This window comes from Arthrobacter rhombi, assembly GCF_039526245.1.
Lineage (GTDB): Bacteria > Actinomycetota > Actinomycetes > Actinomycetales > Micrococcaceae > Arthrobacter_H > Arthrobacter_H rhombi.
Genome location: NZ_BAAAIV010000007.1, coordinates 71636 through 87231, shown reverse-complemented (window position 1 = coordinate 87231; position 15596 = coordinate 71636). Strand labels below are relative to the sequence as shown.

At 67.2% G+C, this 15596-nt stretch carries 14 protein-coding genes; 1 reads left to right on the top strand and 13 read right to left on the bottom strand.

Annotated features, from left to right (window positions below; all coding sequences use genetic code 11):
* Nucleotides 1–572: 572 nt before the first annotated feature.
* From tyrS to ABD088_RS07035, 7 genes are all read right to left on the bottom strand, one after another.
* Complete coding sequence (gene tyrS / locus ABD088_RS07065) at nt 573–1892, bottom strand: tyrosine--tRNA ligase (RefSeq protein WP_343901056.1); 1320 nt, start codon at nt 1890–1892, stop codon at nt 573–575.
* A gap of 31 nt (nt 1893–1923) precedes the next feature.
* The gene (locus ABD088_RS07060; protein WP_343901054.1) at nt 1924–4206 is read right to left on the bottom strand and encodes a HelD family protein; all 2283 of its coding nucleotides are present in this window, start codon (nt 4204–4206) and stop codon (nt 1924–1926) included.
* 71 nt (nt 4207–4277) lie between these two features.
* A complete protein-coding gene (locus tag ABD088_RS07055) occupies nt 4278–4793 on the bottom strand; it encodes an adenine phosphoribosyltransferase (protein WP_343901067.1) in 516 nt (171 codons plus the stop codon).
* Between the two features lie 30 nt (nt 4794–4823).
* A complete protein-coding gene (locus tag ABD088_RS07050; protein WP_343901052.1) occupies nt 4824–5513 on the bottom strand; it encodes a DNA-3-methyladenine glycosylase in 690 nt (229 codons plus the stop codon).
* Nucleotides 5510–6247 (bottom strand): maleylpyruvate isomerase family mycothiol-dependent enzyme, encoded by a 738-nt coding sequence (locus ABD088_RS07045; protein ID WP_343901050.1) that lies wholly within the window; start codon nt 6245–6247, stop codon nt 5510–5512. Before ABD088_RS07045 ends, ABD088_RS07050 begins: the two co-directional genes overlap by 4 nt.
* Before the next feature lie 62 nt (nt 6248–6309).
* Nucleotides 6310–7731 carry an argininosuccinate lyase gene (gene argH / locus ABD088_RS07040; protein ID WP_343901048.1) on the bottom strand — a complete coding sequence of 474 codons (1422 nt, stop codon included), beginning with the start codon at nt 7729–7731 and terminating at the stop codon, nt 6310–6312.
* The gene (locus ABD088_RS07035; protein ID WP_343901046.1) at nt 7732–8940 is read right to left on the bottom strand and encodes an argininosuccinate synthase; all 1209 of its coding nucleotides are present in this window, start codon (nt 8938–8940) and stop codon (nt 7732–7734) included.
* Between the two features lie 131 nt (nt 8941–9071).
* Here ABD088_RS07035 and ABD088_RS07030 point away from each other — a divergent pair, with 131 nt between their 5' ends.
* Complete coding sequence (locus ABD088_RS07030; protein ID WP_343901045.1) at nt 9072–9488, top strand: ankyrin repeat domain-containing protein; 417 nt, start codon at nt 9072–9074, stop codon at nt 9486–9488.
* Nucleotides 9489–9540: 52 nt separating this feature from the next.
* On the opposite strand, the gene ABD088_RS07025 is transcribed toward ABD088_RS07030, so the two are convergent.
* From ABD088_RS07025 to argC, 6 genes are read right to left on the bottom strand one after another with little or no spacing between them, the layout of a single operon-like run.
* Nucleotides 9541–10056: an arginine repressor gene (locus tag ABD088_RS07025; protein WP_343901044.1), complete on the bottom strand. Its 516-nt coding sequence runs from the start codon at nt 10054–10056 to the stop codon at nt 9541–9543.
* Entirely contained in the window at nt 10053–11030 is a 978-nt protein-coding gene (gene argF / locus ABD088_RS07020) for an ornithine carbamoyltransferase (protein ID WP_343901042.1), read from the bottom strand. Before argF ends, ABD088_RS07025 begins: the two co-directional genes overlap by 4 nt.
* On the bottom strand, nt 11027–12301 hold the full coding sequence (locus ABD088_RS07015; RefSeq protein WP_343901040.1) for an acetylornithine transaminase: 1275 nt from the start codon (nt 12299–12301) through the stop codon (nt 11027–11029). The genes argF and ABD088_RS07015 overlap by 4 nt, the downstream gene beginning before the upstream one ends.
* A complete protein-coding gene (gene argB / locus ABD088_RS07010; RefSeq protein ID WP_343901039.1) occupies nt 12298–13245 on the bottom strand; it encodes an acetylglutamate kinase in 948 nt (315 codons plus the stop codon). The genes ABD088_RS07015 and argB overlap by 4 nt, the downstream gene beginning before the upstream one ends.
* Before the next feature lie 13 nt (nt 13246–13258).
* Entirely contained in the window at nt 13259–14461 is a 1203-nt protein-coding gene (argJ, locus tag ABD088_RS07005; protein WP_343901038.1) for a bifunctional glutamate N-acetyltransferase/amino-acid acetyltransferase ArgJ, read from the bottom strand.
* Entirely contained in the window at nt 14458–15489 is a 1032-nt protein-coding gene (argC, locus tag ABD088_RS07000) for an N-acetyl-gamma-glutamyl-phosphate reductase (RefSeq protein WP_343901036.1), read from the bottom strand. Before argC ends, argJ begins: the two co-directional genes overlap by 4 nt.
* Nucleotides 15490–15596: the final 107 nt, after the last annotated feature.

Below are 15596 nucleotides of genomic sequence, written 5' to 3'. Positions count from 1 at the left end.
TCACCAATTCATAAAAAATCGGTGTCAACAAACATGGCACACTATTGAGTTCTCAAACAACAGACAACTAACGATTCCGAGCAAATCTTCTGATTTCAGATCAGATTTGTTTTTGCTTTTCTCTCGTTGTTACTAAACTAATTTATTGGATTGTTTTCACGTTGTCAAATCGATGTTTTCGATTTGATGACGAGCATCCAGGTCTTCCCCCGCCTTCAAAGTCGTGTTCAAGGCGTAAGAATACGCTCGAGATTATCGATTATTTGAAGGGGTTCGGTCGCTTGCCGGGAAACTTTCGCTTCCCTTGTCCGCTGCAGTAGCGGCGGCGACAAGAGAAAACATTACACGTGGAGCCGGGGCTCCGCAAATCGGCGCTGCCTTGACCCGTCGGCGGGCGCCAGGGACCATCGATCCGCGCCAGATCGGGGCAATCGGGGCGTTTCGGCCCTGCGTTTCACCCTGCCGCGCGGACAAAGAAACGGCTGGCCCCGACGTGATTCACGTCTCGGGCCAGCCGGTCTTGGGTCTTCTAGTTACCTCGAGCAGGTCACCGCCTGCTGTATTGAACCGTTCTAGTCGGATACCTCGACCATCGCGAGGTTCTTCTTACCCCGGCGAATCAAAAGATAACGTCCGTGCAGCAAAACTGAAGGATCGATCACCGCATCTGCGCCGGCCACCTTCGTGTTGTTGACGTAGGCTCCGCCTTCCCCTGCTGTTCGGCGTGCTGCCGATTTGGATTCCGATAGGCCAGTGGCGACGAGGAGCTCCACTATGGAGAGTTCGTTGGCGGCGACCTTCACACTGGGCAATTCGGCAGTAGCCGCGACCAATAGGTCTTCGTCCAGTTCTTCCAGGGCGCCTTGGCCAAATAGTGCTGCGGATGCGGCAATGACCTTTTCCGTGGCGTCCACGCCGTGGACCAGCGAAGTCACGTCATAGGCAAGCTGTCGTTGCCCTGCCCGCGCGAAGGGGCGTTCCGACAGCTCGACTTCGATGGCTTCGATTTCCTGCCGCGTTCGGAAAGTGAAGACCTTGAAGCGGTTCACGACATCGGCGTCAGCAGTGTTGAGCCAGAATTGGTAGAAGGCATACGGGCTGCACATCTCCGCGTCGAGCCAAATGGCGTTGCCCTCGCTCTTGCCGAACTTGGTGCCATCCGAATTGGTGATCAGGGGCGTGCCGTAGGCGTGGACGGTGGCCCCTTCGACCTTGCGGATCAGCTCGGTTCCGCTCGTGAGGTTGCCCCACTGGTCCGATCCCCCAGTCTGCAGGCGGCATTCGTAGGCGCGGTACAGCTCGAGGTAGTCCATGCCCTGCAGGATCTGGTAGCTGAACTCCGTGTAGCTGATGCCCTCGTCGCTGTTCAGCCGCGAGGCAACGATGTCCTTCTTGACCATCGTTCCCACCCGGAAGTGCTTACCGATCTCGCGGAGGAAGTCGATGGCACTCATCGGCGCCGTCCAGTCGAGGTTGTTCACGATCTGCATCGCGTTGGCCCCGTCGGAGGCCAGGAACCAGCTGACCTGGCGTTGCAGGCGCCCCACCCACTCGTTCACCGTTTCCTTGGTATTCAATACCCGCTCGGCGGTTTGCCGGGGGTCGCCGATCAGTCCGGTGGAACCTCCCACCAAGCCCAGCGGCCGGTGGCCGGCCAACTGGAGACGACGCATGTTCAGGAGTTGGACCAGATTGCCCAGATGCAGCGAGGGGGCTGTGGGGTCGAAGCCACAGTAATAGGTGATCGGATGCCCCGCGAGCATCTGTTCGAGCTCGGTTTCATCAGTGGAAACGTGGACCAGGCCACGCCACTTCAGTTCCTGCCAGATGTTGGGAAAGGACGGATCATTTTGCTGTCCCGCAATAGCGGGATTCAATTCACTGACTGACACGCAATTAAACCTAGCAGCATGCCGCCCGGGATCAGGCCCCGGATTCGATTCCCGCGGGTATGTTGCCGCTGGCGAGGACATGCAACCGTTGTGTCGCACGCGTCATCGCCACATACAGGTCCCCTACGGTTCCCCCGGCCTCGTCCACGATGTCCTGCGGTTCGAGGATCATGACCACATCGAATTCCAGCCCCTTGGCTGCGGTGGCAGTGGTGACGACGATGTCCTGATCCAGTGCCCCGGATCCGGTCCCGACGCGCCTCCCGTATTCCTCCACCACGGCGGAGCGCACTTCGCTGATCCTGCCTGACGGAACGATGACGGCCACCAGTCCCCCATCGGCGATCCTGATTTCCTCTGGAAGCGCTGACAGCGTCGCCTGGGCCAGCTCCGCGGGTGCGACCCGGTCGATGACCGGTGGCCAGTCGCCCTCCCGCACGGCCTTGGGATTGGAGACAGCCAATCCAGCTTCCTGGGCCATCCGTGCCGCAGCCTCGGCAATCTGGACGGGGGTGCGATAGTTCACGGTCAGTTCCTCCAGGGCAAAGCGTCCACCCACGAACGGCTTCATCGCCGCACCCCAGCTGCTGGCGCTGGAGGCGGAACTGGCCTGGGCGATGTCGCCGACGACCGTGAAGGATTTCAGGGGGCACCGCCGCATGAGCAGTCTCCACTGCATCGGGGAGAGCTCCTGGGCTTCGTCCACCACGACATGCCCATAGGCCCACGTGCGGTCGGTGGCAGCACGTTCGGCGGCAGTGAGGCGCTGCCCCGTTTCCTCGTTGAGGTCTGCCAGCTCCTCGGCACTGACCGATCCATCAATGCCGATCTCGGCCAAGGTTGCGCTGACGTTCTTCAGCGCCTGTTCGGCGTTGGCCAGGTCCCGCTTGCGGTTCGCTTCGGCCTGGGCCTTCTCCTGCCCGGCGCTGGCGTCGAATGCACCCAGCAGTTCGGCCGCCTCGTCCAGCAACGGGACATCCGCTTCGGTCCACGGTGCATCGACCGGCCGACGCAGGGCACGCCGTTCCGCATAGGAAAGGTCCGGGGCCACCGCCGCCAGGGTCTCCGGTTTGGTGAAGAGATCTGAGACCAGCTGCTCTGGACTCATGGGCAGCCAGCACAGGTTGAGGGCGATCCTGACGTCCCGGGACGCGCGGACGTCCTCGATCAGGTACGACCTGTCGGCGGCATTTCCGCTGCCTGAGGAGTCCTCGAGTTTCTCTTGCAACTGGTCGGCCAGCTCGCGCAACATGACCTTGACGAACGTGGCGCGTGCCTCGTTGTAGGGCTTTCCGGTGGCCCGGGCCTTGTCGCCTGCACGTCGGACCTGTCGAGGCGTGATGGTCAGCGGGGTGCCCTCGACCACGACGCGCCGGGGCCCTGCAGGTACCCGCTGGCGGTTGGCGACGGCGCGCGCGATGACGTCGGCCATCCGGAGCTGGCCCTTGATGCGTGAGGTTTCCCGATCATGCTCGGGGACGGCGTTGATCCCGGGCATCAGACGTCCCACGGAGGACATCACGACACCGGTTTCCCCCAACGAGGGCAGGACACGTTCGATGTAGCGCATGAACGCAGTCGACGGGCCGACCAGTAGCACACCGGCGGTCTTCAGCCGTTCACGATGTTCATATAACAAGAAGGCGGCACGGTGGAGGGCCACGGCCGTCTTGCCGGTACCGGGGCCGCCCTGCACGACAAGGACTCCGGCCAATGGCGAACGGATGATCCGGTCTTGTTCGGCCTGGATGGTGCTGACAATATCCGCCATGTGGCCGGTACGCCGGCTCGTCAGTGCTGCCAACAGTGCGCCCTCGCCCTGGTGCGAGACGCCCTCGGCGAGGAGTTCGGGGTCCAGGACGTCGTCTTCGATCCCGACGACGGTGCGCGACTTGAGCATCAGGTGACGGCGACGGCGGACGCCGTGGCGTTCGAAGGCCGTTGCCTGGTAGAAGGCGCCCGCCTCCGGTGCCCGCCAGTCAACCATGAGTCGTGACTGGTCCTCATCGGTCATGCCAATGCGGCCGATGTAGTGGCTGACGCCAACCCCTTCGGCATCGGACTCTTCCAGATCCAGCCGGCCGAACACGAGCCGGTCCTCGACGGCGTTGAGCTGTGCGAGACGGTCTTCATAGAGGTTGGCGAAGGAGTCGCGTTCGGAGATGTTCTGCAGCGAGCCCACTGCCCCACTGCCCCTGACACGGGACAGCTGCTGGGTCTTCTCCTCACGCAGGGCGTCGAGCCGGCCGTACAGCCGTTCGACGTAGGCCCGCTCTCGCTCCAATTCAGGGGCGGGTGAGGGTGACTGCTGCATGGAATCCTCCTGGTGCGAAATGATGGGCGACAAGTCTACCGGTTGTCCGGTCCCCTGCGGACAATTGCTGATCAGACTTCCTGCAAGGACACGATGCGTTGCCCGGCCAGACGCTGGCGGCCGCCGAGTGCGGTGAGCTCCAGCACGACTCCCACGCCGACCACCTCAGCGGAGGCCTTCTGCAACAGTGCCACCGCTGAATTGATGGTGCCGCCCGTGGCCAGCACGTCATCGAGGACCAGGACCCGGGTTCCGGGGGCGACGTCGTCGCGATGAAGCTCCAGGGTGGCCGTGCCGTATTCAAGGGTGTATTCCTCGGAATGGACCGCACGCGGGAGCTTGCCCTTCTTGCGGATGGTCACCATCCCCGTCCCGCTGGCATAGGCAGCGGCTGCAGCCAGGACGAAGCCGCGGGCCTCGAGCCCCGCAACGGCATCGAAGGTCCCGGCAAATGGCGCGATGATCTCGTCGACCATCCGCTTGAGCCCCACGGCATCGGCGAAGACGGGCGTGAGGTCCTTGAAGGACACGCCGGGCTGGGGGTAGTCGGGGACGATCGCGCAGAGGCGGTCCAGAAGTTCGGGCATGGTCTCGGTCGTGGATTGCACGCATCCATACTAGTCCGTGCCCGGGGCGCCTCCGGCCGATTTCCTGCGTTTTCGCGGCTGGGCGGGACGGTACACCGATACGGAGTCCTCGCCGTCGAGCCAGAACCGCCATGGGTAGTCGGCGCTTCCCCCCGGACCCGCGACCCCCACCCGGGGTCCGGTACGCACGCCGGCCGGTGCCACGGCAGGCAGCGGCGACAACGTGGCACCATCTGGGGTGCCGGCGTTTTGGGCATCGCCAGCGACAGCTGGGTGCCCGGTGGCGATTTTCCATCCGTCACAGTCCAGGGACAGGCCGAGCGCCTGGGCCAGCTTGGCCGGGCCATTGGCGAGGTCCCGCACCCGGGCAGGGTTCCGCCGTCGTGCCCTGGCAGTGTCCTCCCCCGCGATGATCTCCCCACCGCGCAGCAGTACCGCAGAGGCCCGCCCCTCGGTGCCGCAGACGATGTTGGCGCAGTGGTGCATCCCGTAGGTGAAGTAGCAGTACAACGTACCGGGCGGGCCGAACAGGGAGGCGTTGCGCGCGGTGCGACCGCGGAACCCGTGCGATCCCGGGTCCTGGTCCCCCTCGTAGGCCTCGACCTCGGTGATGCGCACCGCCACGCGGACCCCGAAGCGCTTCACCGTCAGGACCGTGCCGAGCAGCAACGGTGCGACGTCGAGGGCGGTCCGACTCAGCTGGGGGTCCGTCGCGGTCACGGTGCGGTGGCCAGCCCCGAGGGCCAGGGAAGCAACTGCGGGAGGTCGACGCCGTCGGCCGCGGCCGTGGCACGCACGGGTCCTGACGGTTCGCGTCCGGCAAGCCAGGCGGCGAGGTCGAATTCCATGCCGGTGACCACGTAGCCGGTGGGGCCCTCGCCCAAGGTGAGCGGCTGGCGACCAGTGGGTTGGAGCATCAGCCGGGCTTCGGAGGGCACCCGGAGGGAGAGGAAATCGAAGAGGTGGGCCGAGAATTCCGTGGGCCAGTCGGCCAGGCTGACGGTGGTGTCCAGGTCGGTGGCGTGGATGAGGACCTCGCGCCAGGCCGCCTTCACGCAGTCGGCCACGGTGCCCTCGCCGCGGAAGCTCGTGGTGGCGTCCCACCCGTCGGCGGGGATGCCGGTGATGGCCCCGTCGATCAGGTCCAGGCCCTCGCGGACCCGGGCGGCGAGGGCAGCTGGCTGTTGGAGCGCGCCGAGTTCGATGCGCTCGTTGCGTCCCTCGAATCCACCGTCGTAGAAGTCGATGCGTTCGCCGCGACCGGCGTAGGTGATTTGGCGGGCCAGGGCACGGGTCACGCCGTCGAGGTGGGCCAGCAGCTGGGCGTGGCTCCATCCGGGAAGGGTGGACGGGGCGTGGTAGGCCTCGGGCGCAAGGGCGTCGACCGCGGTGCGGGCCTGGGCGGTGGCGTCGTGGACTGCAGTGGCCAGCGACGCGGTGGTGGGCTGTGTCATGACAGCAGACTACCGCCGTCGTCCCGAGGGGACGACGGCGGTAGAAACGCGGCGTGGCCGGGTCAGGCCGAGAAGTCGCGCAGGGGTGCCAGCTGTTCCTTCAGCGCCGCCAGCTGTGCGACCACTGCGGACGGCGCCGTGCCGCCCTGCGAGGAACGCGATCCCAGCGAGCCGGCGGTGCTCAGGACCTCGCGGACTGCGGGGGTCAGTTCCGGGGAGATGGCGGCGAATTCCTCGTCGGTCAGGTCCCACAGTTCAACGCCCCGTGATTCAGCCTGGCGAACGGCCGCGCCGGAGAGTTCATGCGCGTCGCGGAACGGCACACCCTGGCGGACCAGCCATTCGGCGATGTCCGTGGCCAGCGCAAAGCCCAGCGGTGCCAGTTCGGCCATGCGCCCGGTATTGAATTTCAACGTGGCGATCATCCCGGATACGGCCGGCAACAGCAGCTCCAGGGTGTCCGTTGCGTCGAAAACCGGCTCCTTGTCCTCCTGCAGGTCCCGGTTGTAGGCCAGCGGCAGGCCCTTGAGCGTGGCCAGCAATCCGGTCAGGTCACCGATGAGGCGTCCGGCCTTGCCGCGGGCGAGTTCTGCGACATCGGGGTTCTTCTTCTGCGGCATGATCGATGATCCGGTGGAGTACGAATCGTGCAGCGTGACGAAGGAGAACTCCTTGGTCGCCCAGAGGATGACCTCCTCGGAGATCCGTGACAGGTCCACGCCGATCATCGCTGCAACCCAGGAGTACTCGGCGAAGACATCGCGCCCGGCGGTGCCGTCGATCGAGTTCCAGGTGGCCGAGTCGAAGCCCAGGTCAGCGGCTACGGCGTTGGGGTCCAACCCCAACGAGGATCCCGCCAAGGCACCGGATCCGTACGGCGAAACGGCAGCACGGCGGTCCCAGTCGGCCAGCCGCTGCACATCGCGCAGCAGCGCCCAGGCGTGGGCCAGCAGGTGATGCCCCAGCAGCACGGGCTGGGCATGCTGCAGGTGGGTGCGTCCGGGCATGGCAGCCTCCGGGTGGGCTTCCGCCTGCTCGATCAGCGCGTCGATGGTGGCCAGCACGCCGCGGGCGATGACCCGGGCGTGGTCCCGCAGGAACATCCTCCCCAGGGTGGCGATCTGGTCATTGCGCGAACGTCCCGCCCGCAGCTTTCCGCCCAGTGCCGGCCCGGCGCGTTCGATCAGGCCCCGTTCCAGCGAACCGTGCACATCCTCATCGGATGCGGCTGCCGTGTAGGTACCGTCCGCGACGTCGGATTCGAGCTGGTCCAGGGCGGCGATCATGCCCTCGAGTTCGGCCGCATCCAGCAGGCCTGCAGTATGCAGGACGCGTGCGTGGGCCCGCGATCCGGCGATGTCGTAGCGGGCCAGTCGCCAGTCGAAGTCGGTCGACTTGCTCAGGGCCGCAAGGGCGTCCGCGGGGCCGCCGGAGAACCGGCCGCCCCACAGCGCACCCTCGTTGGTGCCGTGTGCCTCGGGCATCTACTTGCCCTCGGCCACGCGCTCGTCGCGCTCCGTGGCGACCTTGGCCGAGAGGCCGAAGATGTCGATGAAGCCGCGGGCACTGGACTGGTCGAACGTATCGCCGGTGTCGTAGGTGGCCAGGTCGAACCGGTAGAGCCCGGTCTCGGAGCGACGCCCCTCGACGACTGCGCGGCCGCCGTGCATGACCATGCGGATGTCGCCGTTGACGTGGCGCTGCGTGTCGGCCACGAACGTGTCCAGCGAACGCTTCAGCGGGGAGAACCACTGGCCGTCGTAGACCAGCTCGCTCCAGCGTTGGGAGACGGTCGCCTTGAAACGGGCCTGCTCGCGCTCGAGGGTGATGTTCTCCAGGTGCTTGTGGGCCTCCATGAGGGCCATCGGGCCCGGGGCCTCGTAGATCTCGCGGGACTTGATGCCCACGAGGCGGTCCTCGACGATGTCGATGCGGCCGATGCCCTGGGCGCCGGCGCGGCGGTTCATCTGCTCGATGGCTTCCAACGGGGTGACGGCCACGCCGTCAATGGCCACCGGGATGCCCTGGCGGAAGGTGATGGTGACCTCGTCCGGGGCCGGCGGGAACTCGGGCGAATCGGTGTAGCTGTAGACGTCCTTGGTCGGGGCGTTCCAGATGTCCTCGAGGTAGCCGGTCTCCACGGCGCGACCCCAGACGTTCTGGTCGATGGAGAACGGGTTCTTCTTGGTGGTCTCGATCGGGAGGTTGTTCTTCTCCGCGTAGTCGATGGCCTTGTCGCGGGTCAGCGCCAGGTCGCGGACGGGGGCGATGCACTTCAGGTCCGGGCCGAGTGTCTGGATGCCGACCTCGAAACGGACCTGGTCGTTGCCCTTGCCGGTGCAGCCGTGGGCGACCGTGGTGGCGCCGAACTGCTTGGCTGCCGTGACCAGGTGCTTGACGATGACCGGGCGGGAGATGGCAGAGATCAGCGGGTAGTGGTCCTGGTACAGCGCGCCGGTCTGCAGCGTGGGCATGCAGTACTCGTTGGCGAACTCATCCCGGGCGTCGGCCACGTAGGCCTCGACGGCGCCGCAACCCAGTGCACGGTCACGCACGGTCTCGAGGGACTCGCCACCCTGTCCGACGTCGACCGCCACGGCGATGACCTCGGCACCGGTGGCTTCGCCGATCCAGCCGATGGCCACGGACGTATCCAGGCCGCCGGAGTAGGCCAAGACAATGCGTTCCTTCACGGGTTTCTCCTCTGGGAATGGGGTTCCAACGCTGCTCAGCGCCGGACTATTCACTTCTTATTCACTAGTCTACATAATTATGCAGACGATGCAATGTGGGTGCATCCGCGACGGCGGTTAAGCTGGAAAACATGACCGAGCCAGCAGACCAGCCCGTACCCGAACTCACCGAAGAGGAACTGGCCTTCCTTCATTCCACCTTCGACCTCGCCCGTCAAGGGGAGGCCGATAGGCTCCTGGCCCTCATAGCCGAGGGGCTGCCGGCGGATCTCACCGACCACAAGGGCGACACCCTGTTGATCCTGGCCTCCTATAACGGCCACAACGATCTGGCCCGGGCGTTGGTTGAACGCGGGGCCACCATCGACCGCCTCAATGACAAGGGCCAGTCCGCGCTGACCTGCGCCGTGTTCCGCCAGAACACCGAGCTGACTCGTTTCCTGCTGGACGCCGGAGCCGACCCGAAGCTCGGAGCCCAGAACGCCGTGGCGGTCACCGAGATGTTCGACTTGCCGGCCATGCGCGAACTGATCGGCGAATACCTCTAGGAGGGCGATTGCCGAGGGGCCGGCACGTCGCCGCCGCCCCCGTCAGGTGTCCCTATTGCGGGTTCGCCAGTTCCAGGAAGCGTGCCGCGACGTCCGCACCGCCATCCGGCTCCCGGGTGATGAGCATGACGGTGTCGTCCCCGGCGAGGGTTCCGAGCACGTCCGGCATGACGGAGTGGTCGATCGACAGGGCCAGGAAGTTGGCCGCCCCGGGCGGAGTCCTCAGGATGACGATGTTTGCCGACGACTCGGCGGTGACGATCAGGTCGGCCGAGAGCTTGGCCAGGCGCGCGTCCAGGACCTCCTGGGTGATGCCGGTCTGGGGTGCCCGGTCCCCGCCTTCGGAGCGCAGCGCGTAGACAAGCCCGCCCTCGACGCCGCGGACGCGGATGGCTCCCATCTCCACCAGGTCACGCGAGAGGGTGGCCTGCGTGACCTGGACGCCGTCGGCCGCCAGCAATGCCGCGAGTTCGGCCTGGGAGCGCACCGATCCGGCGCCCAGGATCGCCTTGATGCGGGCCTGCCGGGCGATCTTGGTGGTGGGTTGGGGACCCGGCTGTGCACTCATCGTCGCCCGCCCGCTCGGACCCCGTCGACCTCGGCCAGGCCTGAGGTGGCCATCAGCCAGGCCATGAGGGCCTTCTGGGCGTGGAGACGGTTTTCGGCCTCATCCCACACGACCGACTGGGGGCCGTCGATGACCTCCGCGGCGATCTCGTATTCACGGTAGGCCGGCAGGCAGTGCAGGACGATCGCGTCGTCCGCGGCGTGGGCCATGGCGGCCTCGTCGACGCGGTAGTCGCCGAAGAGCTTCACGCGTTCTGCCTTCTCGTCCTCCTGGCCCATCGAGACCCAGGTGTCGGTGGCCACGACGTCGGCCCCGGCCAGCGCCTGGGCGGCATCGGTGGTGATGGTCACCGATCCCCCGGTCTCCGCGGCGCGGGTCCGGGCAGCGGCGACGACCTCCTCGTCCGGAAGGTAACCCTGGGGGCCGGCGATGCGCACGTGCATGCCGGCTGTCACCCCGGCCAGCAGGTAGGAGTTGGCCATGTTGTTGGCGGAATCGCCCAGGTAGGCCATCGACAAACCGGCCAGCTGGCCCTTGTGCTCGCGGATGGTCAGCAGGTCGGCCAGCAGCTGGCACGGGTGGTAGTCGTCGGAGAGTGCGTTGATCACCGGAACCCGGCTGTGGGCTGCCATCTCCTCCAAACCGGCCTGCGCGTAGGTGCGCCAGACGATGGTGGAGACCATGCGGCTGAGTACGCGGGCGGAATCGGCAATGGATTCCTTGTGGCCCAGCTGGGATTCCCCGGCGTTGATGACCAGCGGCGAGCCACCGAGTTCAGCGATCCCTGCGGCGAAGGAGACCCGGGTGCGGGTGGAGGTCTTGTCGAAGAAGACGGCCACGGTCTGCGGCCCGGTGTAGGGGCGGTAGCCGAAGCGATCGGCCTTCATGGCCGCGGCCAGGTCCAGGACCTCGGTTTGTTCGGCCTGGTTGAGGTCGGTGTCGAGCAGGAAATGGCGGATGTTCTGGTCGCTCATGCGTGGTCCTCCTGGGCAGTGGTGTAGAGGCCGGGCAGGGCGTCGATGAAGACCTGCAGTTGGCCGGCGGTGATGATCAGCGGTGGGGCCAGGCGCAGGGAGCCCGGCCCGGTGGAGTTGATGATGAATCCGGCCTCCAGCGCGGCACGCACGACGGCGGGGGCCACGTCGGAGGCGAGGTCGAAGCCGACCAGCAACCCGTGGGCCCGGACCTCGGTGATGAAGTCCAGTTTCCCGAGCTGCACGGAGAGGAACTGGCCCATCTCGCGGACGTGCTCCAACAGGCCCTGGCTCTCGATGACGTGCAACGTCGCCAGCGCCGAGGCGGTGGCTGCGGGGTTCCCGCCGAAGGTCGTTCCGTGCTGTCCCGCGCTCAGCAGGCTCGAGGTCCGCTCACCGAAGGTGATCAGGGCGCCGATGGGGAAGCCGCCGCCGAGCCCCTTGGCCAGCGTGATGGCATCCGGTTCGATGCCCTCGGAGGCGAACCAGGTGCCCGTCCGTCCGATGCCGGTCTGGACCTCGTCGATGATGAGCAGCGCCCCGGCATCGCGGGTGATCTCCCGGGCGGCCTGCAGGTAGCCGGCAGGATATCCGCGGACCCCGGCCTCGCCCTGGATCGGTTCGATGAACACGGCGGCGACGCTCTCGTCCACCGCGGCACGCAGTGCCTCGACATCGCCGGCGGGCACCCATTCCACGCCGCCGGGCAGCGGCTCGAACGGTTCGCGGTAGGCCTGCTTCCATGTCAGCGCCAGGGCACCCATGGACCGGCCGTGGAAGGCGTTCTCCAGGGCGATGATGCGGCGGCGGGGAGTGCCGGTTCCGGCTCCGTCGTTGCGCCGGGCCAGCTTGAAGGCAGCCTCGTTGGCCTCGGTGCCGGAGTTGGCGAAGAAGACCTTCGACCCCTCCGGCGCCTGGGCCAGGGACAGCAGCTTCTCGGCGAGGGCGATCTGCGTGGGGCTGGTGAAGAAGTTGGAGACGTGGCCCAGCGTGGCCAGCTGGCTGGAGACCACGGAGGTCAGGAACGGGTGGGCGTGGCCCAGCGCGTTGACGGCGATGCCGCCCAACAGGTCCAGGTATTCGCGTCCGTCGGCGTCCCAGACCACGCAGCCGGAGCCACGGACCAGGACCCGCTGCGGCGTTCCGAAGACGCCCATCAGCGAGGCGTTGTAGCGCTCGGTCAGTTCGGCCGACTGCAGGCCTTGCAGGGCGGCCAGTTCACTGCTTTCGGCCAGCGGTTGGGCCGCGGGTGTCGTCGGGGTCTGGTTCATGGTTGTTCCTCCGGGACCACTTGGGTGCCGACGCCCGCCGAGGTGAAGACCTCCAGCAGCATCGAATGGGGTTGGCGTCCGTCGACGATGTGCGCCCGTTCGACGCCGTCCTCGACAGCCTTCAGGCAGGCTTCCATCTTGGGGATCATGCCCGATTCCAGCCGGGGCATCATCCGCCGCAGCTCGGCCACGGTCAGCGATGAGACCAGCGAGGAGCGGTCGGGCCAATCCGAGTAGAGCCCCTCGACGTCGGTGAGGATGACCAGTTTCGAGGCCCCCAGCGCCGAGGCCACGGCGGCAGCGGCGGTATCGGCATTCACGTTGAGCACCTGGCCGGTGGGCTCCCCGTCGGCCCCGACCTCGGGGGCGATGGTGGAGATCACCGGGATGCGCCCGGCGGCCACCAGGTCGACCAGGGCACGGGGTTCGACGCCGGTCACCTCGCCCACCAGGCCCAGGTCGACCGTTTCGCCGTCGACGACCGTGCCGGTGCGGACCGCCTGGAGCAGGGCCCCGTCTTCGCCGGAGAGCCCCACGGCGTACGGTCCGTGGGAGTTGACCAGGCCGACCAGTTCGCGTCCGACCTGCCCGGTGAGCACCATGCGCACCACGTCCATGGCTTCCGGTGTCGTCACGCGCAGTCCGCCGCGGAATTCGGATTCGATGCCCAGTCGTTCGAGCATGGAGCTGATCTGCGGGCCTCCCCCATGGACGACGACGGGGTGGATGCCCACGTGGTGGAGGAAGACGATGTCCTCGGCGAAGGCACGGCGCAGCTCGTCGTTGACCATGGCGTTGCCGCCGTACTTGATGACCATGGTGGTCCCGGCGAAGTGCTGGATCCAGGGCAGCGCCTCGATCAGCCCCTCGGCCTTGCGGTGGGCGGTGTCCCAGGCGTCGCCGGACAACGTTTCCTGGGGTCCGGAGGCGGAGTTCGTGTTCATGGTCGGCAGCGTCCTAGCTGGAGTAGGCGGAATTCTCGTGCACGTAGTCGTGGGTGAGGTCGTTGGTCCAGATCGTCGCTTCGACGTCCCCGGCATGGAGGTCGATCTCCACCAGGACCTGGCGCCCGGAGAGGTCCACCAGCGAACGGTCATCGCCGATGCACCCGGCCCGGCAGACCTGGACCTGGTTGATGGCCACGTCCAGCTGGTCCGGTTCAAAGGCCGCCCCGGTGGTCCCGACGGCGGAGAGCACACGCCCCCAGTTCGGGTCCTGGCCGAAGATCGCGGTCTTGAACAGGTTCGAACGGGCCACGGCGCGGGCTACCTCCTCGGCGTCCTGGACGCTGGCGGCGTTGAACGCACGGATGCTGATCTCGTGGGCCGCGCCCTCGGCGTCGGCAATGAGCTGGCGGGCCAGGTCGGTGCACATTGCGGCCAGGCCGTCGGTGAACTCGCCCACGTCCGGCCGGACCCCGGAGGCACCCGAGGCCATCAGGATGACCGTGTCGTTGGTGGACATGCAGCCATCGGAGTCGGCACGGTCGAAGCTGACCTGCGTCGCGGCCCGCAAGGCGGAGTCCAGTTCCGCTGGGTCGAGCTCGGCATCGGTGGTGATGACCACCAGCATGGTGGCCAGCCCGGGGGCCAGCATGCCGGCTCCCTTGGCCATCCCGCCGATGGTGTACCCCGCACCGGGGTAGCCGGCCTGCTTGGGGATGGTGTCGGTGGTCATGATCGCGGTGGCCGCGGCAGCACCGCCGTCGTTCCCGGCACCCTCGGCCAGGGCAGCTGACAGCGTGGTGATGCCTGCGTGGATCTTGTCCATCGGCAGTTGTTCGCCGATGAGGCCCGTGGAGCAGACCAGCACGTCGCCGGCGCTGATGCCCAGCGCGGCGGCGGTGGCCTCGGCGGTGGTGTGGGTGTTCTGGAACCCCTCGGCCCCGGTGCAGGCGTTCGCTCCCCCGGAGTTCAGGAACACGGCGTCCGCGCGCCCGTCGGAGACCGCCTGGCGCGACCAGTGCACGGGGGCTGCGGCGACGCGGTTGGAGGTGAAGACCGCGGCGGCGTGCTTCAGCGGTCCGTCGTTGACCACCAGTGCAACGTCGGGGGTTCCGGAGGCCTTCAGCCCCGCGGTGGCGCCTGCCGCGCGGAAGCCTGCAGCCGCCGTGACGCCGAGGGGGGATCCGGTGGGTTGGAGGGTGGTGGGGGTGCTCATGGGGCGATGCCTTCCAGTTCGAGTCCGCGGGTTTCGGGCAGGCCCAGGGCGATGTTCATGGACTGCACTGCTCCGCCGGCGGTGCCCTTGACGAGGTTGTCGATGGCGCAGACCACGATCACGCGTCCTGCGTGCTCGTCGAAGGCCAGCTGCAGCGTGGCGTGGTTGGAGCCCTGGACCGCCTTGGTGGCCGGCCACTGGCCCTCGGGCAGCAGGTGGACGAACGGCTCGTCGGCGTAGGCGGCCCGCCAGGCCGCGCGCAGGGCCGTGGCGTCGACGCCGGGCTTGACCCGGGCCGTCGCGGTGGCCAGGATGCCGCGGGCCATGGGTGCCAGCGTGGGGGTGAAGGAGACGCCGACCGGTTCACCGGCTGCGGCGCTGAAGCCCTGTTCCATTTCGGGGGTGTGGCGGTGTCCTCCCCCGACGCCATAGGGGCTCATGCCGCCCATGACCTCGGAGCCGAGCAGGTGCGGTTTCAACGACTTGCCCGCGCCGGAGGTCCCGGAGGCCGAGACGATGACCACGTCCTGGGCCTCGAGCAGTCCGGCGGCGAAGCCGGGGACCAGGGCCAGCTGGGCCGAGGTCGGGTAGCAGCCGGGAACCGCGATGCGCGTGGCCCCGCGCAGCTTCGCGCGCTGGCCGGGCAGTTCGGGCAACCCGTACGGCCAGTGCCCGGCGTGCTCGCCCCCATAGAACTTTCCCCAGGCATCCGGGGATTCGAGGCGGTGGTCGGCCCCCGCATCGATGACCAGCGTGCCGGCCGGCAGCTGGGCGGCGATCCCCGCACTGGCCCCGTGCGGCAGGGCGAGGACGACGACGTCGTGCCCGGCCAGGTTTTCAGCGGTGGTGTCCACCAGGGTGCGGTCGGCGAGCGCGTGCAGGTGCGGCTGCAGGTCGCCCAGTCGCTGGCCGGCGTTGCTGTGCGCGGTGATGGCCCCGATCGTGACGTCGGGATGGTGGGCCAACAGCCGCAGCACCTCACCGCCTGCATATCCACTGGCCCCGGAAACGGCTACCGAAATACTCATGGCACCAGCCTACAACGAACTTATGCACCATGGCTAATAATTATTCATAGTGACGCGGGGCACGACGGCGGTGACACCCGTTGTTCACCTGCACGGCCTAAGGTGGT

Coding starts and splice junctions, on each gene's coding strand:
- ABD088_RS07060 (WP_343901054.1), bottom strand. CDS start 4,206: ATGCAGCAGTCACCCTCACCCGCCCCTGAATTGGAGCGAGAGCGGGCC.
- ABD088_RS07055 (WP_343901067.1), bottom strand. CDS start 4,793: ATGCCCGAACTTCTGGACCGCCTCTGCGCGATCGTCCCCGACTACCCC.
- ABD088_RS07045 (WP_343901050.1), bottom strand. CDS start 6,247: ATGACACAGCCCACCACCGCGTCGCTGGCCACTGCAGTCCACGACGCC.
- argH (WP_343901048.1), bottom strand. CDS start 7,731: ATGCCCGAGGCACACGGCACCAACGAGGGTGCGCTGTGGGGCGGCCGG.
- ABD088_RS07030 (WP_343901045.1), top strand. CDS start 9,072: ATGACCGAGCCAGCAGACCAGCCCGTACCCGAACTCACCGAAGAGGAA.
- ABD088_RS07025 (WP_343901044.1), bottom strand. CDS start 10,056: ATGAGTGCACAGCCGGGTCCCCAACCCACCACCAAGATCGCCCGGCAG.
- argF (WP_343901042.1), bottom strand. CDS start 11,030: ATGAGCGACCAGAACATCCGCCATTTCCTGCTCGACACCGACCTCAAC.
- ABD088_RS07015 (WP_343901040.1), bottom strand. CDS start 12,301: ATGAACCAGACCCCGACGACACCCGCGGCCCAACCGCTGGCCGAAAGC.
- argB (WP_343901039.1), bottom strand. CDS start 13,245: ATGAACACGAACTCCGCCTCCGGACCCCAGGAAACGTTGTCCGGCGAC.
- argJ (WP_343901038.1), bottom strand. CDS start 14,461: ATGAGCACCCCCACCACCCTCCAACCCACCGGATCCCCCCTCGGCGTC.
- argC (WP_343901036.1), bottom strand. CDS start 15,489: ATGAGTATTTCGGTAGCCGTTTCCGGGGCCAGTGGATATGCAGGCGGT.